Consider the following 26,380-nt stretch of genomic DNA (forward strand, 5'->3'; position numbering starts at 1 on the left):
GCACCCCATCACGGGGGTGCCGCCCTCCTCGTATATGAGCCGAGAACGCCTCAGTCCTCGCCGAGGTACGCCTTCCGCACGGACTCGTCGTGGAGCAGGTCCTGTCCCGTTCCGGAGAGGACGATGCTGCCGACTTCCATGACGTGGCCGTGGTCGGCGAGCGACAGCGCGGCCTGGGCGTTCTGCTCGACGAGCAGGATCGTGGTGCCCTGGGACTTGAGCTCGCTGATCGTCTGCATGATTTTCTGCATCATGATCGGGGAGAGGCCCATGGAGGGTTCGTCGAGCATGAGCAGTTTGGGCTGGGACATCAACGCCCGTCCCATGGCGAGCATTTGCTGCTCGCCGCCCGAAAGCGTTCCGGCTGCCTGCTTTCTCCGTTCGCCGAGAATCGGGAACAAGTCATACGCCCGCTGGATGTCCTTCTCGATGCCCGCCTTGTCGTCGCGCAGGTAGGCGCCGAGTTGGAGGTTTTCGGTGATGGTGAGGCGGGGGAAGATGTGTCGGCCTTCGGGGGAGTGGGCGAGTCCGAGGGCGACGATTTTGTGGGCGGGTATCCCTGTGAGGGGTTGCCCTTCGAAGGTGATCTTCCCTGACGAGGGCTTCAGTAGTCCGGACAGGGTGCGGAGCGTCGTCGTCTTGCCTGCGCCGTTCGTGCCGATGAGGGTGACGACTTGGCCGGCTTCGACGCTGAAGGAGATGCCTTTGACGGCTTCGATCTTGCCGTAGGCGACCCTGAGGTCCTCGACTTCCAGGAGTGCGGTCACAGGGTCTTTCCTTCCGAACCGGTGTTGCTCTCCGCGGAGTTCGAGGAGTTCGAGGAGTTCGCGGCGTCCGCCGCTTCGGCCTCGGCGGCTTCGACCTCTGCGACTTCGGCGTCTCCCGGTGCGCCCTCGAAGGGCGTGCCCAGGTACGCGGCGACGACGCGTTCGTCGGCCTGGACGACGTCGGAGGTGCCTTCGACGAGTTTTTCGCCTTGGACGAGGACGGCGACGCGGTCGCAGAGGTTGAAGATGAAGCGCATGTCGTGCTCGATGACGAGGACGGCGATGCCTTGGTCTCGTATGGAGAAGACCAATTCTTCGGTGGCGCGCGTTTCTTGGGGGTTCATTCCTGCTGTGGGCTCGTCGAGCAGCAGGAGTCCCGGTTCGCTTGCCAGTGCTCGGGCGATCTCAAGTTTCCGCTGTTCGCCGTACGGCAGGTTCCGGCTGAGGTGGTCGGCCTTGTGGGCGAGGCCGATGAACTCCAAGAGCTCCATGGCCCGCGCATGCGACGCGGCTTCCGCCTTCTTGAAGCCGGGGCCGCGCAGCAACGCGGACCACAACCCCTCTTTGGTCCTCGTATGGCGGCCGACGAGCACGTTTTCCAGGACGGTCATGTTGGCGAAGAGCCGGATGTTCTGGAAGGTGCGGGCGATGCCGGCGTTGGTGACGAGGTGGGGTTTGGGCGGGAGGACGGTTCCCTTATAGGAAACCCTCCCCTCGGTCGGGACGTAGAGCCCGGTGAGGCAGTTGAAGAACGTCGTCTTCCCCGCGCCGTTGGGGCCGATGAGGCCGACGATTTCGCCGCTGTTGACGGTGAGGTCGACGTCGCGTACGGCGGTGAGGCCGCCGAAGCGCATGGTGACGCCGCTGGCGTCGAGGACGGTGGTGGCCGTGGTTGTAGTCGTCATGGTGGTCACGCCCCCGCCTTGGTGGCGCCGACGGTGTCTTGCGGCAACCGCTGTTCTGGTACGTCGAGTTGGTCGGTCTCGTGGTATTCGAGCTGGGCGCGCTTGTTGGCGACGAGTCCTTCGGGCCGGAAGCGCATGAGCAGGATGAGGGCGAGGCCGAACAGGAGGAGCTGGTAGTCCTCGAGGAATTCCAGTTTGGCGGGGATGAGGTAGAGCAGTGCGGCGCCGATGAGGGGGCCGCTGACGGTGCCCATGCCGCCGAGGATGACGGCGGCGAGGAGGAATGCGGAGTTGGGGGGCACGGTGTTGGCGAAGAGGTATTGCTCGGGGGTGATGCTGTAGGAGACGTGGGCCTGGACGCTGCCGGCGAATCCGGCGAGGGTGGCGCCGAGTGCGAAGGCGATGAGTTTGACGCGGAAGCCGTTGATGCCCATGGCTGTTGCTGCTGTTTCGTCTTCGCGGATGGCGACCCAGGCGCGGCCGATGCGGGATTCTCCGGAGCGGCGGAAGACGAGGACGACGACGGCGGTGAAGAGGAGCATCAGCAGGTAGTAGTTGGCGGGCCTGCTGAGGGTGAAGCCGAGGACGTCGTGTTCGAGGCCGAGGTTGTATCCGAAGATTTCGAGGTCGGGGATGTTGGGGATGCCGCGGGCGCCGTTGGTGACGTTGGGGCCGGAGCTTCCGCTGAGGTTGTTCATGGTGATGCGGAAGATTTCACCGAAGCCGAGGGTGACGATGGCGAGGTAGTCGCCGCGCAGCCGCAGGGTGGGGGCGCCGATGATGACGCCGAAGGTGAGGGAGGCGGCGGCGCCGGTGAGTACGGCGGCCCAGAAGGGGAATTGGACGCCGATGGTGGAGTCGGGTGAGCCGGAGACGAGGGCGGCGGTGTAGGCGCCGACGCCGAGGAAGGCGACGTATCCGAGGTCGAGGAGTCCGGCGAGGCCGACGACGACGTTGAGGCCGAGGGCGACGGTGGCGAAGATCAGGATGTTGACGCCGATGAGGGCGTAGGAGGAGTCGCTCTGGGTGAAGGGGAACAGGGCCGCGGCGACGATGGCGGCGGTGAGGGTGACGTTGCGGTGTTTGGTGGTGAGTGCGTTGAGGCGGGGGAGGAGTCCGGCGCGGGCGAGTGCGGTGGCGCCGAAGGCGGTGGTGATGAGGAAGCCGATGAAGAGTTCGGAGTATGCCTCGATGCCGTAGGCGAAGACGTAGAGGCCGATGCCGAACGAGATGGCGATGATGAGGATTTCGAGCCAGGCGGGGAGTTCTTTGGCGCGCTGGGGGCCGGGTGCCTTGAGGCTGTGGCGGAAGCGCTGCCAGGGGTTGGTGGTGTCTTCGTCGGCGGGGAGGTCGGAGGGGAGTCCGAGGGCGCCGATGAAGGCGATGAGGGCTCCGATGCCGGAGATCCAGGCGCCGGGTTCGAGGTTGACGATGCCGCCGAGGTGTTCGGAGATGGCGCCCATGGTGTAGCCGGTGGTGCCGAGGACGCCGAGGGAGAGGAGGACGACGGGGCTGTTTTTGCCGCCGGGGGTGAGCCAGGTCAGGCCGCGGATGCCGTAGCCGGAGAGGGCGAAGAGCAGGGTGAGGGCGGCGCCGGTGAGGGTGACGACTTGGAGGCCGCCGGGGTAGCCGCTGATGGTGAGGTCGCCGGGGAAGGCGTCGGTCCAGGTCCAGGCGAGGAAGGTGCCGATGAGGGCGATGGCGGAGCCGGCGAGGACGGCGATGCGGGCGGGGCCTTCGGGCAGGGGGAGTGCCGAGGTGGGTGTGGCCGCGGGGGTTTTGGTGTGCTGTGTGGTCATGGGTATCACGCCCTGTCCGCGACGCGTTCGCCGAGTAGCCCTTGGGGCCTGAGGAGGAGGACGAGGATGAGGAGGGCGAAGGCCCAGACGTCCTTCCAGGAGCCGCCGCCGAACTGTTCCATGCCGGGGACGTCGGCCATGTAGCCGGTGGCGAGGGCTTCGGCTACGCCGAGGACGATGCCGCCGAGCATGGCGCCGTAGATGTTGCCGATGCCGCCGAGTACGGCGGCGGTGAAGGCTTTGAGGCCCATGATGAAGCCCATTTTGAAGCCGACTTGGCCGTTGTGGAGGCCGTATCCGACGGCTGCGACGGCGGCGAACGCGGCGCCGATGGCGAAGGCCATGACGATGATGCGGTCGGTGTTGATGCCCATGAGCTTGGCGGTGTCGGGGTCCTGGGCGGTGGCCTGCATGCCGCGGCCGGTGCGCGTCTTGTTGACGTAGTAGGCGAGGGCGAGCATGCAGAGGGGGGCGGCGATGATGATGAAGAAGTCGCCGCGTTGGATGTCGGCGCCGAGGATGTGGACGGGGTCGCCTTCGAACTGCGGGAAGGAACGGTCCTTCTTGGCGTCGGGGTACCACTTCCAGACGGCTTGCTGGAGGAGGATGGAGAGGCCGATGGCGGTGATGAGGGGGGCGAGGCGGGGGGCGCCGCGCAGGGGCCGGTAGGCGAAGCGTTCGGCTGCGGTGCCGACGGCGACGGAGCAGATGACGCCGCCGATGATCATGAGGGGGATCGCGGCGAGCAGGGAGAAGCCGGCGGGGAGCCAGAGGTAGATGGTGAGGGCGCCGAAGCCCCCGATCATGAATATCTCGCCGTGGGCGAAGTTGATGAGCTGGACGATTCCGTAGACCATCGTGTAGCCGATCGCGATGAGTCCGTACATCGCGCCGAGGATGAGTCCATTGGCCAGCTGTTGCGGCAGTTCGTGCACCGCAGGGCCTCCGTTGGGTGTCGGATAAGGCACCGCGCGGGAGCGCTCTTGGCGCTCCCGCGCGGCCTTGATCAGTGGAGTGCTGCGTGTGCGGTCAGCTGAGGGGCTTGTACGCCTCGTAGAACTTGGGCGTCCACTTGTTGCCCTTGATCTGGTAGGCGGTCATCATCGTGTTCGTCGTGTCGCCGTACTTGTCGAACGAGACCTTGCCGGTGACGCCGTCGAACTGGACCTTGCTCATGGCTTCGAGGACGCCTGCGCGGTCGGGGGTCTTGCCTCCGTCGGCGGCGAGCTTGACGGCCTGGATGATGGACCAGGTGGCGTCGTAGGTGCCGGCGCCGTAGGTCTCCATGTCTTCCTTGTACGCCTTGTTGTAGTCCTCGATGAACTTCTTGGCGGAGGGGAGCTTTTCGACGGGGGCGCCGACGGAGGTGCCGAGGTCGCCTTCGGCCTTCTTGTTGATCTTCGGGAACTGCTCGCTCTTCATGCCGTCGCCGCCCATGAGCGGGATCTTGGCGCCGCTCTCCTTGAGCTGCTGGCTGAGCGGGGCGGCGGCGGGGTATTCGCCGCCGTAGTAGACGGCTTCGGCGCCGGTGCTCTTGACCTTGCCGGCCACGGACTTGAAGTCGCGGTCTTCCTGGTTGACGTGGTCGGAGCCGACGATCTTGCCGCCGATCTTCGTGTACGTCGCCTTGAAGGACGCGGCGAGGCCGGCGCCGTAGGTCTTCTGGTCGTCGATCAGGTAGACCTTTTTGATCTTCGCCTTGGTGTAGAGGTACTGCGCGGCGAACTGGCCCTGGACCTGGTCGGTGGTGGCGGTGCGGAAGAAGGTCTTGAAGGGGCGGGCCTTCTTGCCGGTCTTCCAGCCGTTGCCCTGGGTGAGCTCGGTGCCGGTGTTGGCCGGGGAGACCTGGGTGAGGCCGTTGTCGTTGAAGGGCTTCTGCATCGACTGGGAGACGCTGGAGTTCAGCGGGCCGACGACGCCGAGGACGTCCTTGTTGCTGATGAACTTCTGGGCGTTGGTGCCGCCGACGGAGGGCTGGCCCTGGTCGTCCTGGGGGTCGAGCTTGAAGGTCACGCCGTCGACGAGCTTCTGCTCGTTGGCCTGCTTGACGGCGAGTTCGGCGGAGTTGCGCATGCCGATGCCGAGCGCGGAGAGGTCACCGGTGAGGGGCGCGTCGAAGCCGATGACGACGGTTTTGCCGCCTCCGTTGTCGCTGCTCTTGTTGTCGTCGTCGCGCGACCCGCAGGCGGTGAGGGTGAGTGCCCCGGTGGTCAGCACCGTGGTGAGGATGAGCACGGAACGGTTTCGCACGATTGGTCCTTTCCCTGGCGCGGCGCCCTCGCCTGGTGGAGGGGCCGTTGAGATCGCCGGGCCGTACTGGTGGTGGTACAGGGCCGTGCAATTCAGTGTGCGCCCGGCGGCGCGGTGACTGGCGGTGACTCTAAGCGCAGGTGGAGGGCGCGGGGAGGAGCTAGGGGAAGGATGTGACTTTCTTGTTATCCGAGGTGAAACGGGGGTGGTGCGTGGCGGGCACGGCGGGCCTCTCCTGTCGACGTCCGTGTTTCACGTGGTGAGAACAGCCAGTTCCGCTAAGGGGCTTGAGGGGATCTTGGTACTGACATCGGCCGGCGGGGAGGGGGCGCGGAATGGCCTCGTCCGGGGCGGGGAGGGGTGGGGCGGGGCGGTCGTGCGGGGTTGCGCGCCGGGGTCCGGGCGATGGCGCGCTTGTTACGCAGAGTGAGAATTGGCCGGTTCTGAGGGGTTCCAGGGGTTGCCGGAGTGCGGGCCGTTGCGGTTGCGCTCGATGCAGGCCGCCGAGACCTGACGGTCGATCAACTTCCTTGCGGAGGCGAGTCCGTGGCGTTTGCGCTCGGCCTTCGCGGCGGAGACGGCGGCGACGAGGATGTTGTTCTCGCCGTTGGAGAGGCCCTTTTGCATGTAGTCGCGGCCGGAGTTCGGTGCGTCGACGAGTACTTGCCTGGCCCAGTAGGCGACTTTGTTGGTGCAGATCTGCGCCGGGGACGTCGTGTGTGCGGACGGTTTCGGCGTGGCGGTGGCGGCGGAGTGTGAGGTGCCGCTGTCGCAGGCGGTGAGCGCGGCGGGCAGGGCGAGCGCGGTGGTGAGGGCGGCGGCGAGGGTCCACCTCGTCCGGCGTGGCGCTCGGTCCCCCTCGACCCTCATGCGGTCCCCCGGTCCCCCTTGGCGCCCATGGCGTGAAGGTAGCGATCGCGGGCGAGGGGCGGCAAGGGCCGTGCGGGGCGCACAAGTTGAGGGGTGCGCCCCGCTTGGTGGCGGGCTCCGGGTGTTCTGGGGCTCCGGTGGCCCGGTCAGGCGATGGCGGCGGTGGCTCCGCCCGTGGGGGCGTCGCGCAGCAGGCAGGTCAGGCGGGCGCTGCAGACCCGCTTGTCGTGCTCGTCGGTGATGACGATCTCGTACGTGGCGGTGGAGCGGCCGCGGTGGACGGGGGTGGCGACGCCGGTGACGAGGCCGGAGCGGGCGCCGCGGTGGTGGGTGCAGTTCAGGTCGACGCCGACGGCGAGCTTGGTGATGCCGCCGTGGAGCATGGAGCCGACGGAGCCGAGGGTCTCGGCGAGGACGGCGGAGGCGCCGCCGTGCAGCAGCCCGTACGGCTGGGTGTTGCCCTCGACGGGCATGGTGCCGACGACGCGGTCCGCGGACGCTTCGAGGATCTGGATGCCCATGCGGGTGCCGAGGTGGCCCGCGGAGAAGAGGGCGGGCAGGTCGACGCCGAGCGCGGCGTACTCGTCGAGGACCTCTTGCGGGAACTTCACGTGGTGCTGCTCGCCCATGGGGCCCGGCTCCGTTCGTCGTGCTGACAGCGTTGGCCACCGTGGCCAACCGTTGACCGAAGTCGCTGAGCAAACGCTCAGTCGGTCGCTGATTGTTCCAGGCGTACGACGACGGACTTGCTGGCGGGGGTGTTGCTGGTGTCGGCGGTGGCGTCGAGCGGCACCAGGACGTTGGTCTCCGGGTAGTAGGCGGCGGCGCAGCCGCGGGCCGTCGGGTAGTGCACGACGCGGAAGCCGGGGGCGCGCCGCTCCACGCCGTCCTGCCACTCGCTGACGAGGTCCGCGTACGAGCCGTCGGCGAGCCCGAGGGCGGTCGCGTCGTCGGGGTGGACGAGGACGACCCGGCGGCCGTTCTTGATGCCCCGGTAGCGGTCGTCGAGGCCGTAGATGGTGGTGTTGTACTGGTCGTGGGAGCGCAGCGTCTGCAGCAGCAGGCGGCCCTCGGGGACCTCGGGGAACTCCACGCGCGCGGCGGTGAAGTTGGCCTTGCCGGTGGCGGTGGGGAAGCGGCGTTCGTCGCGCGGGGCGTGGGGGAGGGTGAAGCCTCCGGGGTGTGCGACCTTCTTGTTGAAGTCCTCGAAGCCGGGCACCACGCGCGCGATGCGGTCGCGCACCGTCGCGTAGTCCTTCTCGAACTCCTCCCAGGGCGTGGCCGATTCGGGGCCGAGGACGGTGCGGGCGAGGCGGCACACGATGGCGGGCTCGGACAGCAGGTGGGGGCTTGCGGGCTCCAGGCGGCCGCGGGAGGCGTGGACCATGCCCATGGAGTCCTCGACGGTCACGAACTGCTCTGTGCTTTTCCCGTTCGGGCCGACCTGGAGGTCGCGCTCGGTGCGGCCGAGGGTGGGCAGGATCAGGGCGCGCGCGCCGGTGACGGCGTGCGAGCGGTTGAGTTTCGTGGAGACGTGCACGGTGAGGCGGGCGCGGCGCATCGCGGCCTCGGTGACGTCGGTGTCGGGGGTGGCCGCGACGAAGTTGCCGCCCATCGCGAAGAAGACCTTCGCCTCGCCGTCGCGCAGTGCGCGGATGGCCCGTACGACGTCCAGGCCGTGGTGGCGGGGCGGTGCGAAGCCGAACTCCTTCTCCAGGGCGTCGAGGAAGGCGGGTGCGGGCCGCTCGAAGATGCCCATGGTGCGGTCGCCCTGCACGTTCGAGTGGCCGCGCACGGGGCAGACGCCGGCGCCGGGGCGGCCGATGTTGCCGCGCAGCAGGAGGAAGTTGACGACTTCGCGGATCGTCGGCACGGAGTGCTTGTGCTGGGTGAGGCCCATGGCCCAGCACACGACGGTGCGCTTGGAGGCGAGGACCAGCCGCAGGGCCTGTTCGATCTGTGCCCGCTCGAGGCCGGTCGCGGCGAGCGTCTCGTCCCAGTCGGCGGCGCGGGCGGCCGCGGTGAACTCCTCGTAGCCGTGGGTGTGTTCGCGGACGAACTCCTCGTCGACGGCTCCTTCCGTCTCCAGGACGAGCTTGTTGAGGAGGCGGAAGAGGGCCTGGTCGCCGCCGAGGCGGATCTGCAGGAAGAGGTCGGTCAGGGCGGTGCCCTTGAGCATGCCGTGCGGCGTCTGCGGGTTCTTGAAGCGCTCCATGCCCGCTTCGGGCAGCGGGTTGACCGTGATGATCTTCGCGCCGTTGTTCTTCGCCTTCTCCAGGGCGGAGAGCATGCGCGGGTGGTTCGTGCCGGGGTTCTGCCCGGCGACGATGATCAGGTCCGACTTGTAGAGGTCTTCGAGGGAGACGCTGCCCTTGCCGATGCCGATGGTCTCCGTGAGCGCGGAGCCGGACGACTCGTGGCACATGTTCGAGCAGTCGGGGAGGTTGTTCGTGCCGAGCTCGCGGGCGAACAGCTGGTAGAGGAACGCGGCCTCGTTGCTGGTGCGGCCCGAGGTGTAGAAGACGGACTCGTCCGGGCTGTCCAGGGCGGCGATTTCCTCGGCGACGATGTCGAAGGCCCGCTCCCAGGGGATCGCCTCGTAGTGCTCGGCGCCCTCGGCCAGGTACATGGGGTGGGTGAGGCGGCCCTGCTGGCCCAGCCAGTAGCCGCTGCGGGTCGCGAGGTCTGCGACGGGGTGCGCGGCGAAGAAGTCGGGGGTGACGCGGCGCAGGGTGGCCTCTTCGGCGACGGCCTTCGCGCCGTTCTCGCAGAACTCGGCGGTGTGCCGGTGCTCCGGCTCGGGCCAGGCGCAGCCCGGGCAGCCGAAGCCGTCCTTCTGGTTGACGCGCAGCAGCGTGAGCGCGGTGCGGCGCACGCCCATCTGCTGCCGGGAGATCTTCAGGGCGTGGGCGACGCCGGGCAGGCCCACCGCGGAGTGCTGCACCTCGCTCACCTGCGGCGCGTCCTGGACCGGATCGCCCTTGGGCGGCTTGCTTGCCATGGTCGGCTCCTCCTCGAGCGCCTGCGTGAGGTACGTGTGCGATCCTCCCACGTGCCACCGACAGAGCTCCTGTGCGGGCCGGTGGGGCGGGACTGTCAGTGGGGTCTGGCAGGATCGGACACGTGGCAGAAACAGCATCGAAGAAGAAGTCCGAGTCCGCGACGAAGACCACGGGCGGTGACCGTCCGCGCCTGCTCCTGATGGACGGGCACTCCCTGGCGTACCGGGCGTTCTTCGCGCTGCCCGCGGAGAACTTCACGACGGCGACGGGCCAGCCGACGAACGCGATCTACGGCTTCGCGTCGATGCTGGCGAACACGCTGCGCGACGAGGCGCCCACGCACTTCGCGGTGGCGTTCGACGTCTCCCGCAAGACGTGGCGCTCCGAGGAGTTCAGCGACTACAAGGCGAACCGCTCCAAGACGCCCGACGAGTTCAAGGGCCAGGTCGAGCTGATCGGCGAGGTGCTGGACGCGATGCACGCGCAGCGCTTCGCCGTGGACGGCTTCGAGGCGGACGACATCATCGCGACGCTCGCCACGCAGGCCGAGGCCGCGGGCTTCGAGGTCCTGATCGTCACCGGCGACCGGGACTCCTTCCAGCTGATCACCGACCACGTGACGGTGCTGTACCCCACCAAGGGCGTCTCCGAGCTGACCCGCTTCACGCCGGAGAAGGTCCAGGAGAAGTACGGGCTCACGCCCAGCCAGTACCCGGACTTCGCGGCGCTGCGCGGCGACCCGTCGGACAACCTCCCGGGCATCCCCGGCGTCGGCGAGAAGACGGCCGCGAAGTGGATCAACCAGTTCGGTTCGTTCGCGGATCTCGTGGAGCGCGCCGAGGAGGTCAAGGGCAAGGCCGGGCAGAACTTCCGCGACCACATCGAGGCCGTGAAGCTGAACCGCCGGCTCACGGAGATGGTGCGCGACGTCGAACTGCCCAAGTCCGTCGACGGCTTGGCGCGCGCCCCGTACGACCGCACGGCTCTCGCCCTGGTCCTGGACACCCTGGAGATCCGCAACCCCTCCCTGCGCGAGCGCCTGCTGGCGGTCGACCCGGGCGCGGAGGAGGCGGAGGACGCCGCCCCGGTGGCCGACGGCATCGAGCTGGACGGCGCGGTGCTGGGCGGCGGTGAGCTCGCCCCGTGGCTGGCCGAGCACGGCACGGCGGTCCTGGGTCTGGCCACGGTCGACACCTGGCAGCTCGGCACCGGCTCGGTCACGGAGGTGGCGCTGGCCGCCGCCGGGGGCGCGGCGGCCTGGTTCGACCCGTCGTCCCTGGACGAGGCCGACGAGAAGGCGTTCGCCGCCTGGATCTCGGACGCGAAGAAGCCGAAGGTCCTCAACAACGCCAAGGGCGTCATGCGGGTCTTCGCGGAGCACGGCTGGAGCGTCGACGGCGTCACCATGGACACCGCGCTCGCCGCCTACCTGGTGAAGCCGGGCCGCCGCTCCTTCGCCCTGGACGCGCTGTCCCTGGAGTACCTGGGCCGTGAGCTGGCCCCCGCCGCCGCGGCCGACGGCCAGCTGGCCTTCGGTACGGAGGAGGACGACCAGGCCGAGGCCGAGTCGCTGATGCTGCAGGCCCGCACGGTCCTGGACCTGGGCACGGCCTTCGGGGAGAAGCTCCAAGAGGTCGGCGCGGCGGACCTGTTGGCGGACATCGAGCTGCCGACCTCCACGCTCCTGGCCCGCCTGGAGCGGCACGGCATCGCGGCGGACCGCGCCCATCTGGAGTCGATGGAGCAGCAGTTCGCGGGCGCCGTGCAGCAGGCCGTGAAGGAGGCGCACGCCGCGGCGGGCCACGAGTTCAACCTGGGCTCGCCCAAGCAGCTCCAGGAGGTCCTCTTCGGTGAGCTGAACCTCCCGAAGACGAAGAAGACCAAGACCGGCTACACCACGGACGCCGACGCCCTGGCCTGGCTCGCGGCGCAGACGGAGAACGAACTCCCGGTGATCATGCTCCGTCACCGCGAGCAGGCGAAGCTCCGCGTCACGGTCGAGGGCCTCATCAAGACGATCGCGGTGGACGGCCGCATCCACACCACGTTCAACCAGACGGTGGCGGCGACGGGCCGTCTGTCCTCCACGGACCCCAACCTCCAGAACATCCCGGTGCGCACGGACGAGGGCCGTGCGATCCGCCGCGGCTTCGTCGTCGGTGAGGGCTTCGAGTCCCTCATGACGGCCGACTACAGCCAGATCGAGCTGCGCGTCATGGCGCACCTCTCCGAGGACGAGGGCCTCATCGAGGCGTTCACCTCCGGCGAGGACCTGCACACCACGGTCGCCTCGCAGGTCTTCGGTGTGGAGCGCTCGGCGGTCGACGCGGAGATGCGCCGCAAGATCAAGGCGATGTCGTACGGCCTGGCCTACGGTCTGTCGGCGTTCGGCCTCTCCCAGCAGCTGAACATCGACGCGGGCGAGGCACGGGCCCTGATGGACACGTACTTCGAGCGCTTCGGCGGGGTGCGCGACTACCTGCGCCGTGCCGTCGACGAGGCCCGCGCCACGGGCTACACGGAGACGATGCTGGGCCGCCGCCGCTACCTCCCGGATCTGAACAGCGACAACCGCCAGCGCCGCGAGATGGCCGAGCGCATGGCTCTGAACGCCCCGATCCAGGGCACGGCGGCGGACATCGTCAAGATCGCGATGCTGAACGTGGACCGCGCCCTCACCAAGGCGAAGCTCACGTCCCGCATGCTCCTCCAGGTCCACGACGAAATCGTCCTGGAGATCGCGCCGGGGGAGCGCGAGAAGGTGGAGCAGATCGTCCGCAAGGAGATGGCGGGAGCGGCGGACCTCAGGGCCCCGCTGGACGTCTCGGTGGGCGTGGGCCAGGACTGGGAGTCGGCGGCGCACTGAGTTCTCACCCTGTCCGGCGAGGTATTCAGCCCGTCCGGCGTTTGAGGACGAGGCCGTTCAGGCCGATGGGGGTCTAGGGGCGAAGCCCCGGGAAGGGCGCCCCAGGTCGGGGTCCAGGGGCGCAGCCCATGGTTTCGGGAAGGGGCGGGCTCGGGGAATCAAAAAAGGCAGGTCACCCAGGTGGCCCCCGCCCCCGAGCCCACCCCTCGCACCCCCGGCCACGATGACCGCATGGGCATACACCCGCGCCATTGGCGCACCCCCGTGGCCGCAGCCCTGACCTCGGCCCTGCTCACCCCCGTACCCCCGGCGACCGCCGCCGCCGCGAGCACGGGCCAGGGCACCCAGGGATCCGCTCTCGCGGCCCCCTGCACGGCGGCCAAGGACCCCACCTTGGCCAAGGACCTCTCCCGCGACCTCAAGGCCGCCCTCGCCCACAGATCCGGCACCGTCTCGGTCTCCCTCCACGACGACCGCACCGGTCTCACCTGCGACCTCTCCGGGCAGCGCCGCTACGACGCGGCGAGCGTGGCGAAGGTCCTGATCCTGGAGACCGCCCTGCGCCGCGCGGAGTCCTGGCGGCGCAAGCTCACCGGCTGGGAGCAGCGCAACGCCCGCCCCATGATCATGCGTTCGGACAACGGGGCGGCCTGGCGGCTCTGGACCGACCTGGGTCACACCACGCTCTCCCGGTTCCTGCGCCGCGTCGGCACGACCGCCACCACGCTTGGTTACGACGGCTATTGGGGCCTGACCCGGACGACGGCCGCCGACCAGCTGCGTCTTCTCGGTGTGCTCACCGGCGCCCGTGACGTGCTGCGCGCGAGCTCACGTGCGTACGGTCTGAATCTGCTGAGCCAGGTGCGGCGGGACCAGCGCTGGGGGGTGCCCGCGGGCATGCCGCGCGGCATCACCGCGCACCTGAAGAACGGCTGGCTGCCGCGGGCCACGCACGGCTGGCGGGTGCACAGCGTCGGCGCGTTCACCGGGGGCGGGCGCACCTACCGGCTTGCGGTCCTCTCCCACGACAACCCGACGATGGCGTACGGGGTGCGGACCATCGAGCGGATCGCGCAGGCGGTGCACCGTGCGCTGAACAAGGGCCGTGCGGCGGGCCAGGGGCTGACTCCGCAGAGCGAGATCAGTGAGATTTCCGACGGGTCGGTTCCGGGTGCGATTCCGGACACTTCGTCACCTCTTGACAACAACCCCGAGCCATAACTGTGGCATTGCCCGTAGCGTGCGACGGTGACCTGGCCAACCGGTTAAAAACGGGCACGACGGGGTGCCTGGGCGCCGAAAGTTGACGTAGTGTCGCCTGGGTCGCCGTATGGGGCGCACGCGTGTGCGGGCGGCGGCGGGCCAAGGCGTCGGCGGGAGGGGTGCACGGACATGGCGGCGGTATTCGGCAGGCGGCTGCGCAGGGGCGCGGTGACGACCGCGGTGGCGGCGGCTGCGGTGGCGGCGCTCGCCGCGTCGCAGGCACCGGGCGTGACGAACACACCCCGCGACGAGCGGGCCACGTCCGAGTCCACGCCCCCGCCCGCGGAGGACTCCGCGACGGGCAACTCCCCGTACTACACGGACCTTCCACCCCTGAACACCACGCCGTCCAACCCCGTCATAGGTGACCCCGCCACCGGCGGCCGGGACCCCGAGGCGGGCCTGCCCGCGACGCTCCTCGACGCCTACAAGAAGGCCGAGGCGTCCCTCGCCGAGTCCAAGCCGGGCTGCCGGCTGCCCTGGGAACTCCTCGCCGCCATCGGCAAGGTGGAGTCGGGCCAGGCGCGCGGCGGGCGCGTCACCAAGGACGGCACGACGCTCACGCCGATCCTCGGCCCGGTCCTGGACGGCAACGGCTTCGCGAAGATCACCGACACCGACGACGGCGCGTACGACGGAGACAGCACGCACGACCGCGCGGTCGGCCCCATGCAGTTCATCCCGTCGACGTGGAACACCTGGGCCCAGGACGGCAACGGAGACGGCAAGAAGGACCCGAACAACATCTACGACGCCGCGCTCGCCGCGGGCCGCTATCTGTGCGCGGACGGCCGCGACCTGTCCACCAAGCCCGGACTGCACGCGGCGATCCTCAGCTACAACCACTCGCAGGAGTACCTGAACACGGTCCTGACGTGGCTGGAGTACTACCGCAAGGGCACCCACGAGATTCCCGACGGCACGGGCGGCCTCCCGGACGACGGCGACCTCTCCGGCGGCGGCGCGAGCGCGAAGCCCACCCCCACGCCGACCCCGAAGCCCACCAAGCCGAGCGGCAAGCCGAGCGGCAAACCGAGCCCGAAGCCGGGCGACTCCGGCAAGCCCGGCGGCACCCCGACTCCCAAGCCCACTCCGCCCAAGCCGGGCGGCGGCGGCTCAGAGACACCCACCCCGAACCCGACGCCCACCCCCACCGAGTCGGTGGCCCGCCTCAAGGACGGCGGCACCGGCAAGCTCACCGCGCAGGCGGGCGACGCCTTCGCGGAGCGCGTCACGGTGCGCGCGGAGCGGGCCTCGGGCACGCCGGTGGCGAAGGCCAAGGTGAAGTTCGCGATCGTCGGCGACACCGACGCGCGCTTTGCGGGCGGCGCCACCAGCGTCACGCTCGCCACCAGCGCCACCGGCCGGGCCACGGCGCCGGAGATCAAGGCGGGCGAGAAGACGGGCGAGTTCACCGTCCGGGCCACCGTCGTGGGCCGCTCGCTGCCCGGTCTCGACTACAAGGCGACGGTCATCGAGCGGCAGGCCGACGCCCTCGCGCGGACCGGCGACAAGGCGCTGACCTGCGTGCCCGGCGGCACCTTCGCGGACCAGGTGGAGCTGAAGGCGACCTACAAGGGCGAGGCCGCCGACGGCGTCGCGGCCACCGCCACGTTCGTCGCCTCTGCCGACGCCGCCGCCGACGCGGCGGCCGCCGCCAAGGGCCCCTACTTCAAGGACGCGGACGGCAAGCCGGTGCGCACCCTCAAGGGCCTGAAGACCGACAAGGACGGCGCGCTGCTGCTGCCGAAGATGTACGCGGACGACGCGGCGGGCACGTACTTCCTGCGCGTCACCACGGCCGGCGGCGCCACGGTCACCGTGGAACTGAAGGTGGCCGCTGCCTGAGCCGAACACCCTTGGGGACCGCCCTCGTTGCCGCACCCGGCAGCGGGGGCGGTCCGCTGTGTGCAACGTGTTCTCATCTCGCCCCGGCGTTGCTACGGTGCCCGCCCTGACGACCTATCAGGTTCCGTGTTCGCGCCATGAGCTCACGCTCCTGGTGCACGCCATCACTTCACGCCGTCAACGGGAGGCCCGCATGCGTGCCCTCATCGCCGCCGCCGGCGGCCTCGTGGTCGCCCTCGCCCTGATCTTCACGATCACGGCCATCGGGGCGCCTCCCGGCGAGACGTCACCGAAGCCGCTGCTCACCACCGTCCCCAAGCACCCGTAGGGAGGGCCCCAGCGTGCGCCGCAAGGCCAGCCTGATCCTGCTCGCGTTCGCCGTGTTCTTCACGGCCCTGTCCCCGCTGATGCGGTGGTACGCCTTCCCGCGCCTGGCGAAGATCCCGCCGAACCAGTACCAGAACGCCGTCCTGGAGGCGAAGAACCCGACCCTCATCGACTACGCCTCCATGAAGGCGAAGAAGGTCCCCAAGGTCACGATCGTGCAGACCCTCAAGGGCAACGTCGAGGAGTCCGAGAAGGTCGAGAAGACCGCGGGCCGCGACGTCGTCGTCTGGGACGCGCTCTCCTATGTCGTGGACCCCCAGGGCAAGATGGTCTCCAAGATCCCCGAGCGGTACATCTTCGACGCCCACAGCCAGGCCCCCGTCCACACGAACACCGAGGCCGTCGACGGCGACACCGTCAAGCGCGAAGGCATCGAGTTCAAGTGGCCCTTCCTGACGGAGAAGCGGGACTACGAGTACTACGACGCACAGGCCCGCGTCACCAAGCCCATCCACTACAAGGGCACCCGGAACTTCCGCGGCTTGAAGGTCTACTACTTCGAGCAGACCATCCCGTGGCAGAAGGTGCCCTACCCCAAGACGATGCCGGTCAAGGGCGTCACCGCGAAGTCGCTCGCCGCGTCCGGCACGACCCGCTGGTACACCACGACCCGCAAGTTCTGGGTCGAACCGACCACCGGCGCGCCCGTCTACGGCGAAGAGATCATGAACAACGAGCTGCGCGGCGGCTCCCTCCTCGGCGACCGGGACAAGGTCACCGTGTTCAACGGGCACGTGAAGATGCGCGAGGACTACATCAAGGACATCGTCGACCAGGTCAAGTCCCAGCGCGTCCTGGTGCTCCTGCTCACCTCGTACCTGCCCTGGGGCTTCCTGATCCTCGGCGTCCTGCTCCTGGCGCTGTCCCTGTGGCTGGAGGCCCGCAGCCGCAGGCCGGGCGAGCCCACCGAGCAGGCGGACCACGACCCGGAGCCGGAACCCGTCAACGCCTGAGGGCCAGAACGCCTGAGGGCCAGAAGGGCTGAGGGCCCGAACGCCTAAGCCCGCCTGCCCTGTTGAGCCTGCTGACGCGCCTTCGTGTGCCGGGTCGGCTCGGCGGTCGCCGGGTCGTCCGGCCACGGGTGCTTCGGGTAGCGGCCGCGCAGCTCGGACCGCACCGCCCGGTACCCCTCGCGCCAGAACGACGCCAGATCGGCGGTGACGGCGGCCGGGCGGCCCGCCGGGGACAGCAGATGCACCAGAAGGGGCACTCCGCAGACGCGCGGCGTCTCCTGGAGGCCGAACAGCTCCTGCAACTTCACGGCCAGGACGGGCTGTTCGGGGGTGGCGTAGTCGATCCGGATCCTGGACCCGCTCGGCACCTCCACCCGCTCCGGCGCCAGCTCGTCCAGGCGCGCCGCGTCCCCGGACGCCCACGGCAGCAGCCGCGCGAGCGCCTGCCCCGCGTCGATGCGCCCCAGGTCGGCCCGGCGCCGCGCCCGCGACAGCTCCGGCTCCAGCCACTCGTCCACACGCGCGTGCAGCGCCACTTCCGATACGTCGGGCCAGGGCGCCCCCGCATGGTGGTGCAGGAACGCCAGCCGCTCCCGCAACTCCCGCGCCCCGCGCGACCAGTTGAGCAGCCCCGTCCCCTCCTCCCGCAACCCCTCCAGGAGGGCTTCTCGTACGAGGGCGGGGTCGGGGTCCTTCAGCGGGCGCACCGCCAGCTCGACGGCGCCGAGCCGTTCCACGTGCCGGGCCACCAGGGCGCCGCCGTCCCAGACGACCTCGTCGCGGTCCTCATGCAGCGAGGCGGCCGCATCCCGTGCCACGTCCTCGTCGATGTGCCCGGCGAGCTGCACACGCGCGTGCCCGGCGCCCACCGGCCGGTCGGCCACGGCCACGGCGACCCACGCGGCGCCCGTGAGCCCGGAGCCCGAACGCACCTCCGCGCGCGTGCCGTTGACCATCAGATACGTCCCGTCCCGCTGCGCCTTAGCCACCCGCTCGGGGTAGGCGAGGGCGGCCACGAGCCCCGCCGCCTGGTCCTCGCCCGGGCCGGTCCTGCCGTCCCCGCCGCCGGGCACGGCCGAGCTCAGCCTGCGCACCTCGGCCCGCCAGCGGGCGGCGTACCCGTCCCCGCCCCGCCGGGCGGCCCGCCACGCGGTGGCCAGGTCGTCCCCGTACTCCCGCGGCGGCTCCTCGCTCAGGAGGGCCACCACCTCCGCCGCCCGCCGCGCGCCCACGACGGGCGCCGCGTCCAACAGGGCCCGCGCAAGCCGGGGATGGAGCCCCACACGGGCCAGGCGCGTGCCCCGCCCGGTGACGCGGCCCGACGCGGCGTCCACCGCGCCGACCGCCGCAAGGACGGAGCGGGCCGCCGCCAGCGCCCCGGCGGGCGGCGCGTCCAGCAGAGCGAGCCCGGACGCGTCGGGAGCGCCCCAGCACGCCGTCTGCAGCGCGAACGCCGTCAGGTCGGCCACCTGGATCTCCGGCGCCGGAAAGGCCGGGAGCCGAACGTCCTCGGCCTCGGCCCAGCACCGGTAGACCACGCCCGGCGCCTCCCGCCCGGCCCGGCCCGCCCGCTGCCGGGCCGCCGCCCGCGAAGCCCGTACGGTCGTCAGCGCGCTCAGCCCGCGCGCGTGATCCACGCGCGGCTCCCGCGCCAGACCCGCGTCCACGACCACCCGCACCCCGGGCACCGTCAGGGACGACTCCGCCACCGACGTCGCCAGGACCACCCGCCGCCCCGTCCCCGGAGCGAGCACCGCGTCCTGCACGGCGGCCGGCGCCCGCCCGTGCACCTGGAGCACCTCGACGTCCCCGAGGCCGCCCAGCCGACCGGCCACGCGCGCGATCTCACCGACGCCCGGCAGGAAGCACAGCACGTCGCCGTCGCGCTCTGCGAGCGCCCGCCGCACCACCGATGCCACATGCGTCAGGAGCGCCGGGTCGACGCGCATTCCGTGCGGCGGCCGCACCGCGCGCGGGGGCGGCGCCCACACCACGTCCACCGGGTGCGCGATCCCCTCGGCCTCGACGACCCGCGCACCCCCGAGCAGCCGCGCCCAGCCCTGCGCGTCGGTCGTCGCCGACGCCGCGACCAGCTCGAGATCGGGCCGGAGCGTCTCCCGCACGTCCCACAGGAACGCCGTGGCCGTGTCCGCGTCCAGATGCCGCTCGTGCACCTCGTCCAGGAGCACGGCATCCACACCGCTCAACTCCTGGTCCCGCTGCAGACGTTGAAGGAGCACGCCGGTCGTGACGACCTCCACGCGCGTGCGTGGACCCACGGCCCGCTCGCCGCGCACCGTGTACCCGACGCGCTCGCCCACCTTCTCGCCGAGCAGCCACGCCATCCGCCGCGCCGCCGCCCGCGCGGCGATCCGCCGCGGCTCGGCGACGACCACACGGCGCTCGGCGGCGCCCTCGTGCGGACCTTCCAGGAGCCCGGCGAGGACGAGCGGCACCAGCGTCGTCTTGCCGGTGCCGGGCGGCGCCACGAGCACCGCGGCACCGTCCGCGTCCAGGGCCGACCGCAGCGCGGGCAGCGCCGAGCGGACGGGCAGGTTCAGCAGGGCGTCGCGAGGCCGGCCGGTCACGCCCTCAGTCCCGCACGCAGACGAAGATCGCCGTGCCGGGGATCAGGTTGCCGCGCAGCGGCGACCAGCCGCCCCACTCCTGGGTGTTCCACGCGGGCCACTGCGGCTCCACGAGATCGACCAGCCTGAAGCCCCCGGCCACCACGTCCCGCACCCGGTCGCCCACGGTCCGGTGATGCTCCACGTACACGGCGTTCCCGTCCTCGTCCTGCTCCACATAAGGAGTGCGGTCGAAGTAGGACGCCGACACGGAGAGCCCCTCGGGGCCCGGCTCGTCGGGGAACGCCCAGCGGACGGGGTGCGTCACGGAGAACACGAACCGGCCGCCGGGCCGCAGCACCCGATGCACTTCTTTGAGGACGAGCACCGGGTCGGCAACGAAGGGCAGCGCTCCGTAGGCCGAGCACGCCAGGTCGAACGAGCCGTCGCGGAACGGCAGGACGCCCGCGTCGGCCTGCACCAGCGGCACGCCCCCGCCGATGCGCAGCGCGTGCTGGAGCTGGCGGTGCGAGAGGTCGAGCGCCACCGGGCGCGCGCCCTGCGAGGCCAGCCAGCGCGAGCACTGCGCGGCGCCCGCGCCGATCTCCAGGACGTCCTTGCCCTTGAGGTCCTCGGGCGGACCCAGCAGCTCCGCCTCCACCTCGTCGAGCCCTTCGGGGCCCCACACGAAACGGTCGTCCCCGAGGAACGTGCCGTGCTCGATCTGGTACTCGTCCGCGTTCCGGTCCCACCAGCCGCGGTTGGCGCGACTGCTCTCGGTGACATCTGCGTCACGCCGCGTGGCTTCCGGCTCGGGCGGCTCGGTCGGCTCGGACTCTTGGATGATCGGCTCCATCGTCGTGATCTTCCGGTCCACAGAGCGCAGTGCGGCCCATGTGGCCTCATGTAACAAGTTTTGTGCCGGGTATGCGGTGGTCCGCCCCCGGGTGTGCGCCTTCGCGCATTGACCCTGTCCGGCAGCCCCCGTATGCTACAAGTTGCGCTGCGAGCCTGCGTTCCTCAGACATAGCAGGCTGCGCTCGCGTCTGTTGTATGTCCCCTCGGTTGTCGAGGCGCCATCCTGGATCTTCAGGTCGGCGCTTCCTAGGCTGTCCGGCTTCTGCAGAGCGAAACGGGCTCCGGCGTAAGCAGTACCTACGACTTCAATGTCCGTACCGGAGCCCTTTCCCACATGACGAGCAGCACCGAGACCACCGCCACCACTCCGCAGGTAGCGGTCAACGACATCGGTAACGAGGAAGCCTTCCTCGCCGCGATCGACGAGACGATCAAGTACTTCAACGACGGCGACATCGTCGACGGCGTCATCGTGAAGGTCGACCGGGACGAGGTCCTGCTCGACATCGGTTACAAGACCGAAGGCGTCATCCCCAGCCGCGAGCTCTCCATCAAGCACGACGTCGACCCGAACGAGGTCGTCGCCGTCGGTGACGAGATCGAGGCCCTGGTTCTCCAGAAGGAGGACAAGGAAGGCCGCCTCATCCTGTCCAAGAAGCGCGCTCAGTACGAGCGTGCCTGGGGCACGATCGAGAAGATCAAGGAAGAGGACGGCATCGTCACCGGTACCGTCATCGAGGTCGTCAAGGGTGGTCTCATCCTCGACATCGGCCTCCGTGGCTTCCTGCCGGCCTCCCTTGTTGAGATGCGCCGCGTCCGCGACCTCCAGCCTTACGTGGGCAAGGAGCTCGAGGCCAAGATCATCGAGCTGGACAAGAACCGCAACAACGTGGTCCTGTCCCGCCGCGCCTGGCTCGAGCAGACCCAGTCCGAGGTCCGCCAGACGTTCCTCACGACCCTGCAGAAGGGTCAGGTCCGCTCCGGCGTCGTCTCCTCGATCGTCAACTTCGGTGCCTTCGTGGACCTGGGTGGCGTCGACGGTCTCGTCCACGTCTCCGAGCTGTCCTGGAAGCACATCGACCACCCGTCCGAGGTTGTCGAGGTCGGCCAGGAAGTCACCGTCGAGGTCCTCGACGTCGACATGGACCGCGAGCGCGTCTCCCTGTCGCTGAAGGCCACGCAGGAAGACCCGTGGCAGCAGTTCGCCCGGACCCACCAGATCGGTCAGGTCGTCCCGGGTAAGGTCACGAAGCTCGTTCCGTTCGGTGCGTTCGTCCGCGTCGACGAGGGCATCGAGGGTCTGGTCCACATCTCCGAGCTGGCCGAGCGCCACGTGGAGATCCCGGAGCAGGTCGTCCAGGTCAACGACGAGATCTTCGTCAAGGTCATCGACATCGACCTCGAGCGTCGCCGGATCTCGCTGTCCCTGAAGCAGGCCAACGAGTCCTTCGGTGCCGACCCGTCGGCCGTCGAGTTCGACCCGACCCTGTACGGCATGGCCGCGTCCTACGACGACCAGGGCAACTACATCTACCCCGAGGGCTTCGACCCCGAGACCAACGACTGGCTCGAGGGCTTCGAGACCCAGCGCGAGGCTTGGGAGACCCAGTACGCCGAGGCGCAGCAGCGCTTCGAGCAGCACCAGGCCCAGGTCATCAAGTCCCGCGAGGCCGACGCCCAGGCGGCGGCCGAGGGCGGCGACGCGGCCGGTGCGGCTCCGGCCGCGGGCGGCCAGGGTGGCGGTTCGTACTCCTCCGCGGAGTCGGACGACAACTCCGGTGCGCTGGCCTCGGACGAGGCGCTTGCCGCGCTTCGCGAGAAGCTGGCCGGCGGCCAGAGCTGAACGCTCGCCGCTAGGCAGTAACTGACACTGTGGGCCCCACCTCTTCGGAGGTGGGGCCCACAGTGTTTTCGGCCTCTGCCGCCTCGTAGCCTTCGGCGCCTTGGCCCGGGCCGCCGTGGCTTGTCGCGCAGTTCCCCGCGCCCCTGTAGGCGGCCCTCTGCGGAAGGGGGAGCTACGGGGTCACCTCTATGTTCGTCAGGCCCTTGCCGCCCGTCACCGTGTTGCTCGCGTAGACCTTCGTCGCGCAACTGCCGCTGTTGTTCGTCACGTTGATCGCCAGTTGCTTGTCGCCCGATGCGCCCGTCAGGTCGGACTTGTTGGCGCGGAACACCGTGCCGCAGCCCCAGCCGGACTGCTGGGTGTGGGTCTCGTAGCCGTTGTTCGTGGTGTTCTTGCCGGTGTTGTTCTCGATGACGTAGTCGTTGCCCTTCACGTCGACCCAGGAGTCGTCGTAGTTGTTGCCGGTGAGGCCCTTGCCGTCGAAGGTGTTGCCGGAGACCTTGCCGCCGGTCGTGCCCTCCTTGAGGTCGACGGATTCGCCGCCCACGTCCGGGCCGATCGTGTTGCCGAGTATCTGGACGTTGTCGCTCTTGTCGGAGAGCGTGTTCGCGGAGCCCACGTAGACGCCTTCTCCCATGCCCCGGTCGTCGTTCCCGGTGTCGTAGATACGGGAGTTCTTGATGACGCCGTCGCTGCTCGACTTGCGGAAGTGGACGCCCTCCATGTCGAGGCCGTGGACCGTGACGGAGTCCACGACGACGCCCCGCGCCGAGTCGATCATGATGCCCTTCTGGCCGCCCGTGACGGTGATGCCCTTGACCGTCCAGTACGAGGCGCCGTCGAGGTGCAGGCCGTAGCCGCTGCCCGCCGTGAGGACCGCCTCGGCGGAGCCGGTCAGGGTGATGCGGGAGTCCTGGCTCGCGGCCTTCGTGGCCTTGAAGTTGCCGGAGTAGGTGCCGTCCGCGAGGTGGATCGTGTCGCCCGAAGTGGCGCTCGCCAGGGCCGACTTGAGCTCCGCGGAGGTGGATACCTCGATCGTGCCCGCCGCGCCGGCTGACTCCGGGGCGGGGGTCGCCATGGCCGCCGCCGTGAGGGTCCCGGAGCCGGCTGCCGCCGTGAACACGGCCGTGAGCAGGGTGTTTCGAATGCGTCGCGTGCGCATGTGGGGGTGGCCTTCCCGTCTGTTCGCTCGGTTCTGCCCGAGCGAGGGTTCAGTGACATGAACTGCGGGCGGGAACATGAACGTAGGGGCACGGCATGGCCGCGTCAAGACGGGGTGGGGGTCAGGTAAGTGGACGCTGTGAAGGGGGCGCGTCGGGGAATGGGCGCGCCCCGCCCCGCGTTCTTCTCTACGAACACGAGGAGGAGCGGTCACAGTGCATGATCCGCAGGGTTTGTACGCATGGGAGCCGAAGGGTCTCGCCGTCGTCGACATGGCACTCGCCCAGGAGTCGGCCGGACTTGTCATGCTCTACCACTTCGACGGGTACATCGACGCCGGTGAGACCGGCGACCAGATCGTCGAGAGACTGACGGACAGCCTCCCGGGCCAGGTCGTGGCCCGCTTCGATCACGACCGTCTCGTCGACTACCGCGCCCGCCGCCCGCTGCTCACCTTCAAGCGGGACCGCTGGACGGACTATGAGGTGCCCACGCTCGACGTGCGGCTGCTTCAGGACGCCACGGGCGCACCCTTCCTGCTGCTGTCCGGACCCGAGCCGGACATCGAGTGGGAGCGCTTCGCCGCGGCCGTCCAGCAGATCGTGGAGCGCCTCGGCGTGCGGCTCTCGGTGAACTTCCACGGCATCCCGATGGGCGTCCCGCACACCCGGCCCGTGGGCCTCACCCCGCACGGCAACCGCACCGACCTGGTGCCCGGCCACCGCAGCCCCTTCGATGAGGCGCAGGTGCCCGGCAGCGCGGCGTCCCTCGTCGAGTACCGCCTCCTGGAGGCGGGCCACGACGTCCTCGGCGTCGCCGCGCACGTCCCGCACTACATCGCGCGCTCCGCCTACCCGGACGCCGCGCTGACCGTCCTGGAGGCCATCACGGCCGCCACCGGCCTGGTGCTGCCCACCGCCGCGCACTCGCTGCGCACCGAGGCGCACCGCACGCAGACGGAGATCGACCGGCAGATCCAGGAGGGCGACGAGGAACTGGTCGCGCTCGTGCAGGGACTTGAGCACCAGTACGACGCGGCGGCGGGCGCCCAGGAGCGCGGCAACATGCTCGCCGAGCCCCTGGACATCCCGTCGGCGGACGAGATCGGCCAGGAATTCGAGAGGTTCCTCGCGGAACGCGAGGGCGACGCCTAACAGCAGGGCCTAAGCTGCCGCTCATGCTGAAAGTGGGTTTGACCGGCGGAATCGGCGCGGGCAAGAGCGAGGTGTCGCGGCTCCTGGTGGAGCGCGGCGCGGTCCTGATCGACGCGGACAGGATCGCCCGTGAGGTGGTGGAGCCCAAAACTCCCGGGCTCGCCGCCGTCGTTGAGGCTTTCGGCCCGGACGTGCTCGCCGCGGACGGCTCCCTGGACCGCCCCAAGCTGGGGTCGGTCGTCTTCGCCGACGCGGAGCGGCTCGCCGCCCTGAACGCGATCGTGCACCCCCTGGTCGGGGCCCGCTCGGCGGAGCTGGAGCGGGCCGCGGCCCCCGACGCCGTCGTCGTGCACGACGTGCCGCTGCTCGCGGAGAACGGCCTGGCGCCGCTCTACGACCTCGTGGTCGTCGTCGACGCCCGCCCCGAGACCCAGCTGGACCGCCTCGTGCGGCAGCGCGGGATGACCGAGGAGGACGCCCGCGCGCGGATGGCCGCCCAGGCCACCCGCGAGAAGCGCCTGGAGATCGCCGACGTCGTCATCGACAACGACGGCCCTCTGGAGGGGCTCGGCGAGCGCGTCGACGCCGTGTGGGCGGAGCTCGTGCGCCGGGCGCGGGCCGCGTAGGACGGGGCGGGGAGGCGGGGGAGTGGGCGTACTGGCACTGATCACCGCCCTGGGCGGGCTCGTCGCGCTGCTCGCGGGGGCCTACGGGCTGCGGCGCACCCGGGCCATCACGGAGTCGGGCGTCGTCGCGGAGGCGCTGGTCAAGGAGGTGCAGCCGGGGGCGGACCGGCCGCTGCTGCAGTTCGAGACGGAGGACGGCCGGGTCGTGGAGGTCGTCTCCCCGGTGCCGCCGACCCGGAAGTGGCCCCTCCAGGCGGGCGATCACGTACGTCTCGCGTACGACGGGCAGGACCCGACCGAGACGGTGCTGCTCGGCCGGGAGCGCAGGGCGGCCGACCGGGCCTTCGTGGTCGCGGGCGCCGCGCTCATCGTCCTGGGCGCCGTGCTCGCCGCCGTGGCCGGCTGAGCCGGAGCGCCACGGAATACACCGGCGTACGCAGTGCGTTGAGCGTGACGAGAGCGCAGTGAGGGAAGGAGTACCGGCGTGCCCGACATCACCCCGGAGACGCACGTCATCGACTACCGCGCGGCGGAGCAGCTGCTGGCCGCCCGTGACCCCCGCGGCGCCGTGAAGCTGCTCGACACGGTCATCGCGGCGTACCCGGAGCACACCGCGGCGCGGCTGCTGCGCGCCCGTGCCTTCTTCGCCGCCGCCCAACTGCGCGCCGCCGAGCTGGAGTTCACCATCGTCCTGGAGCGCGAGCCGGACAACGCGTTCGCGCACTTCGCCCTGGCCCGCACCTATGAGCGCGCCTCGAAGCCCGAGCAGGCCCGCCGCCACTTCCGGCTCGCGGCCGCGCTCGACCCGCAGCCGGAGTACCTGGCGGCGGCCCGCTTCGAGGAGTAGCCGGACACGACGGCCTAGGACCTGTCCGGCGGATCTTGCCGCGGTCGCGGGCTGTTCCACGCCGATCTGCGGCGTTGTCGTCGGTTGCCAACGCTCCGCGTTGTCGCCCTCCTCCGCCTTGCATCTCGACGCACCACAGCCCGCTCACCGGCGACGGACGGCACAGCTCGGAATCATGCGGCCTGATCCGCCGGACAGGCCCTAGCCCCGGTCCTCATGAAGGTGGTGGACGATCACCGCGAGGTCGGCGGTGACGACAAGGAGCAGCGCCCCGAAGGCGGCCGCCCAGCCGGGGCGGCCCGCCAGGGCGAAGAGCACGGTGCCCCCGGCCGCCCAGAGCAGGCCCCATACGCTGAACCAGAAGCGCATGCGCAGCGGACTGCGTGCGGTCACCGGTTCACTGCCTGTGCGTGC

General features: G+C 70.2%; 22 protein-coding genes. 10 read left to right on the forward strand and 12 right to left on the reverse strand.

The genetic code is table 11. From position 1 onward, the window contains the following. Positions 1-50: 50 nt before the first annotated feature. The 8 genes from ACFWYM_RS28805 to ACFWYM_RS28840 all read right to left on the reverse strand — a co-directional run bounded on the left by ACFWYM_RS28805 (position 51) and on the right by ACFWYM_RS28840 (position 9,592). Positions 51-767 (reverse strand): ABC transporter ATP-binding protein, encoded by a 717-nt coding sequence (locus ACFWYM_RS28805; protein ID WP_384843461.1) that lies wholly within the window; start codon positions 765-767, stop codon positions 51-53. Next, positions 764-1,672: an ABC transporter ATP-binding protein gene (locus tag ACFWYM_RS28810; RefSeq protein WP_384843777.1), complete on the reverse strand. Its 909-nt coding sequence runs from the start codon at positions 1,670-1,672 to the stop codon at positions 764-766. The genes ACFWYM_RS28805 and ACFWYM_RS28810 overlap by 4 nt, the downstream gene beginning before the upstream one ends. A gap of 5 nt (positions 1,673-1,677) precedes the next feature. Beyond that, the gene (locus tag ACFWYM_RS28815; protein WP_384843464.1) at positions 1,678-3,471 is read right to left on the reverse strand and encodes a branched-chain amino acid ABC transporter permease; all 1,794 of its coding nucleotides are present in this window, start codon (positions 3,469-3,471) and stop codon (positions 1,678-1,680) included. 5 nt (positions 3,472-3,476) lie between these two features. Then, positions 3,477-4,406 (reverse strand): branched-chain amino acid ABC transporter permease, encoded by a 930-nt coding sequence (locus tag ACFWYM_RS28820; protein ID WP_384843467.1) that lies wholly within the window; start codon positions 4,404-4,406, stop codon positions 3,477-3,479. Between the two features lie 94 nt (positions 4,407-4,500). Further along, a complete protein-coding gene (locus tag ACFWYM_RS28825; RefSeq protein WP_384843780.1) occupies positions 4,501-5,706 on the reverse strand; it encodes a branched-chain amino acid ABC transporter substrate-binding protein in 1,206 nt (401 codons plus the stop codon). Between the two features lie 432 nt (positions 5,707-6,138). Next, the gene (locus ACFWYM_RS28830) at positions 6,139-6,591 is read right to left on the reverse strand and encodes a hypothetical protein (protein WP_384843469.1); all 453 of its coding nucleotides are present in this window, start codon (positions 6,589-6,591) and stop codon (positions 6,139-6,141) included. Positions 6,592-6,737: 146 nt separating this feature from the next. Next, entirely contained in the window at positions 6,738-7,220 is a 483-nt protein-coding gene (locus tag ACFWYM_RS28835; protein WP_384843472.1) for a PaaI family thioesterase, read from the reverse strand. A 77-nt stretch (positions 7,221-7,297) separates the two neighbouring features. After that, positions 7,298-9,592, reverse strand: coding sequence for an FdhF/YdeP family oxidoreductase (locus ACFWYM_RS28840; RefSeq protein WP_384843475.1), 2,295 nt, complete (start codon positions 9,590-9,592; stop codon positions 7,298-7,300). A gap of 122 nt (positions 9,593-9,714) precedes the next feature. On the opposite strand from ACFWYM_RS28840, the gene polA reads away from it, so the two are divergent. The 5 genes from polA (at position 9,715) to ACFWYM_RS28865 (ending at position 16,910) form a co-directional block, all read left to right on the forward strand. Beyond that, positions 9,715-12,459: a DNA polymerase I gene (gene polA, locus ACFWYM_RS28845; RefSeq protein ID WP_384843478.1), complete on the forward strand. Its 2,745-nt coding sequence runs from the start codon at positions 9,715-9,717 to the stop codon at positions 12,457-12,459. Positions 12,460-12,690: 231 nt separating this feature from the next. Continuing rightward, positions 12,691-13,680, forward strand: a complete 990-nt coding sequence (locus ACFWYM_RS28850; protein WP_384843480.1) for a serine hydrolase — start codon at positions 12,691-12,693, stop codon at positions 13,678-13,680. Positions 13,681-13,851: 171 nt separating this feature from the next. Further along, positions 13,852-15,570 carry a lytic transglycosylase domain-containing protein gene (locus ACFWYM_RS28855; RefSeq protein WP_384843483.1) on the forward strand — a complete coding sequence of 573 codons (1,719 nt, stop codon included), beginning with the start codon at positions 13,852-13,854 and terminating at the stop codon, positions 15,568-15,570. A 193-nt stretch (positions 15,571-15,763) separates the two neighbouring features. Beyond that, entirely contained in the window at positions 15,764-15,898 is a 135-nt protein-coding gene (locus ACFWYM_RS28860; protein WP_384843486.1) for an SPW_0924 family protein, read from the forward strand. Between the two features lie 13 nt (positions 15,899-15,911). After that, positions 15,912-16,910: a DUF3068 domain-containing protein gene (locus ACFWYM_RS28865; RefSeq protein ID WP_384843489.1), complete on the forward strand. Its 999-nt coding sequence runs from the start codon at positions 15,912-15,914 to the stop codon at positions 16,908-16,910. A 44-nt stretch (positions 16,911-16,954) separates the two neighbouring features. Here the strand turns inward: ACFWYM_RS28865 and hrpB are convergent, their stop codons facing one another. Both hrpB and ACFWYM_RS28875 read right to left on the reverse strand, forming a co-directional pair. Next, complete coding sequence (gene hrpB / locus ACFWYM_RS28870; protein WP_384843492.1) at positions 16,955-19,498, reverse strand: ATP-dependent helicase HrpB; 2,544 nt, start codon at positions 19,496-19,498, stop codon at positions 16,955-16,957. 4 nt (positions 19,499-19,502) lie between these two features. Continuing rightward, positions 19,503-20,333: a class I SAM-dependent methyltransferase gene (locus tag ACFWYM_RS28875; RefSeq protein ID WP_384843782.1), complete on the reverse strand. Its 831-nt coding sequence runs from the start codon at positions 20,331-20,333 to the stop codon at positions 19,503-19,505. Positions 20,334-20,669: 336 nt separating this feature from the next. On the opposite strand from ACFWYM_RS28875, the gene rpsA reads away from it, so the two are divergent. Then, on the forward strand, positions 20,670-22,178 hold the full coding sequence (rpsA, locus tag ACFWYM_RS28880; protein WP_384843495.1) for a 30S ribosomal protein S1: 1,509 nt from the start codon (positions 20,670-20,672) through the stop codon (positions 22,176-22,178). Positions 22,179-22,350: 172 nt separating this feature from the next. On the opposite strand, the gene ACFWYM_RS28885 is transcribed toward rpsA, so the two are convergent. Next, positions 22,351-23,340 carry a sheath polysaccharide-degrading enzyme gene (locus ACFWYM_RS28885; protein ID WP_384843498.1) on the reverse strand — a complete coding sequence of 330 codons (990 nt, stop codon included), beginning with the start codon at positions 23,338-23,340 and terminating at the stop codon, positions 22,351-22,353. Between the two features lie 214 nt (positions 23,341-23,554). On the opposite strand from ACFWYM_RS28885, the gene ACFWYM_RS28890 reads away from it, so the two are divergent. From ACFWYM_RS28890 to ACFWYM_RS28905, 4 genes are all read left to right on the forward strand, one after another. Then, positions 23,555-24,493 carry a PAC2 family protein gene (locus ACFWYM_RS28890; RefSeq protein WP_384843500.1) on the forward strand — a complete coding sequence of 313 codons (939 nt, stop codon included), beginning with the start codon at positions 23,555-23,557 and terminating at the stop codon, positions 24,491-24,493. A 23-nt stretch (positions 24,494-24,516) separates the two neighbouring features. After that, a complete protein-coding gene (coaE, locus tag ACFWYM_RS28895) occupies positions 24,517-25,119 on the forward strand; it encodes a dephospho-CoA kinase (RefSeq protein ID WP_384843503.1) in 603 nt (200 codons plus the stop codon). 22 nt (positions 25,120-25,141) lie between these two features. Further along, complete coding sequence (locus ACFWYM_RS28900) at positions 25,142-25,525, forward strand: DUF3592 domain-containing protein (protein ID WP_384843506.1); 384 nt, start codon at positions 25,142-25,144, stop codon at positions 25,523-25,525. 78 nt (positions 25,526-25,603) lie between these two features. Further along, entirely contained in the window at positions 25,604-25,966 is a 363-nt protein-coding gene (locus ACFWYM_RS28905; protein WP_384843508.1) for a tetratricopeptide repeat protein, read from the forward strand. 201 nt (positions 25,967-26,167) lie between these two features. Here ACFWYM_RS28905 and ACFWYM_RS28910 read toward each other — a convergent pair whose 3' ends face one another. Beyond that, positions 26,168-26,359 carry a DUF6343 family protein gene (locus ACFWYM_RS28910; protein WP_384843511.1) on the reverse strand — a complete coding sequence of 64 codons (192 nt, stop codon included), beginning with the start codon at positions 26,357-26,359 and terminating at the stop codon, positions 26,168-26,170. Between the last annotated feature and the right edge of the window lie 21 nt (positions 26,360-26,380).

Source organism: Streptomyces sp. NPDC059009 (assembly GCF_042740175.1).
Classification (GTDB): domain Bacteria; phylum Actinomycetota; class Actinomycetes; order Streptomycetales; family Streptomycetaceae; genus Streptomyces.

Bases quoted from the DNA above. Each gene is read 5' to 3' on its own strand.
- ACFWYM_RS28815 (WP_384843464.1), bottom strand. From the start codon at position 3,471: ATGACCACACAGCACACCAAAACCCCCGCGGCCACACCCACCTCGGCA.
- ACFWYM_RS28840 (WP_384843475.1), bottom strand. From the start codon at position 9,592: ATGGCAAGCAAGCCGCCCAAGGGCGATCCGGTCCAGGACGCGCCGCAG.
- ACFWYM_RS28830 (WP_384843469.1), bottom strand. From the start codon at position 6,591: ATGAGGGTCGAGGGGGACCGAGCGCCACGCCGGACGAGGTGGACCCTC.
- rpsA (WP_384843495.1), top strand. From the start codon at position 20,670: ATGACGAGCAGCACCGAGACCACCGCCACCACTCCGCAGGTAGCGGTC.
- ACFWYM_RS28810 (WP_384843777.1), bottom strand. From the start codon at position 1,672: ATGACGACTACAACCACGGCCACCACCGTCCTCGACGCCAGCGGCGTC.
- ACFWYM_RS28860 (WP_384843486.1), top strand. From the start codon at position 15,764: ATGCGTGCCCTCATCGCCGCCGCCGGCGGCCTCGTGGTCGCCCTCGCC.
- coaE (WP_384843503.1), top strand. From the start codon at position 24,517: ATGCTGAAAGTGGGTTTGACCGGCGGAATCGGCGCGGGCAAGAGCGAG.
- ACFWYM_RS28850 (WP_384843480.1), top strand. From the start codon at position 12,691: ATGGGCATACACCCGCGCCATTGGCGCACCCCCGTGGCCGCAGCCCTG.
- ACFWYM_RS28855 (WP_384843483.1), top strand. From the start codon at position 13,852: ATGGCGGCGGTATTCGGCAGGCGGCTGCGCAGGGGCGCGGTGACGACC.
- ACFWYM_RS28875 (WP_384843782.1), bottom strand. From the start codon at position 20,333: ATGGAGCCGATCATCCAAGAGTCCGAGCCGACCGAGCCGCCCGAGCCG.
- ACFWYM_RS28885 (WP_384843498.1), bottom strand. From the start codon at position 23,340: ATGCGCACGCGACGCATTCGAAACACCCTGCTCACGGCCGTGTTCACG.
- ACFWYM_RS28835 (WP_384843472.1), bottom strand. From the start codon at position 7,220: ATGGGCGAGCAGCACCACGTGAAGTTCCCGCAAGAGGTCCTCGACGAG.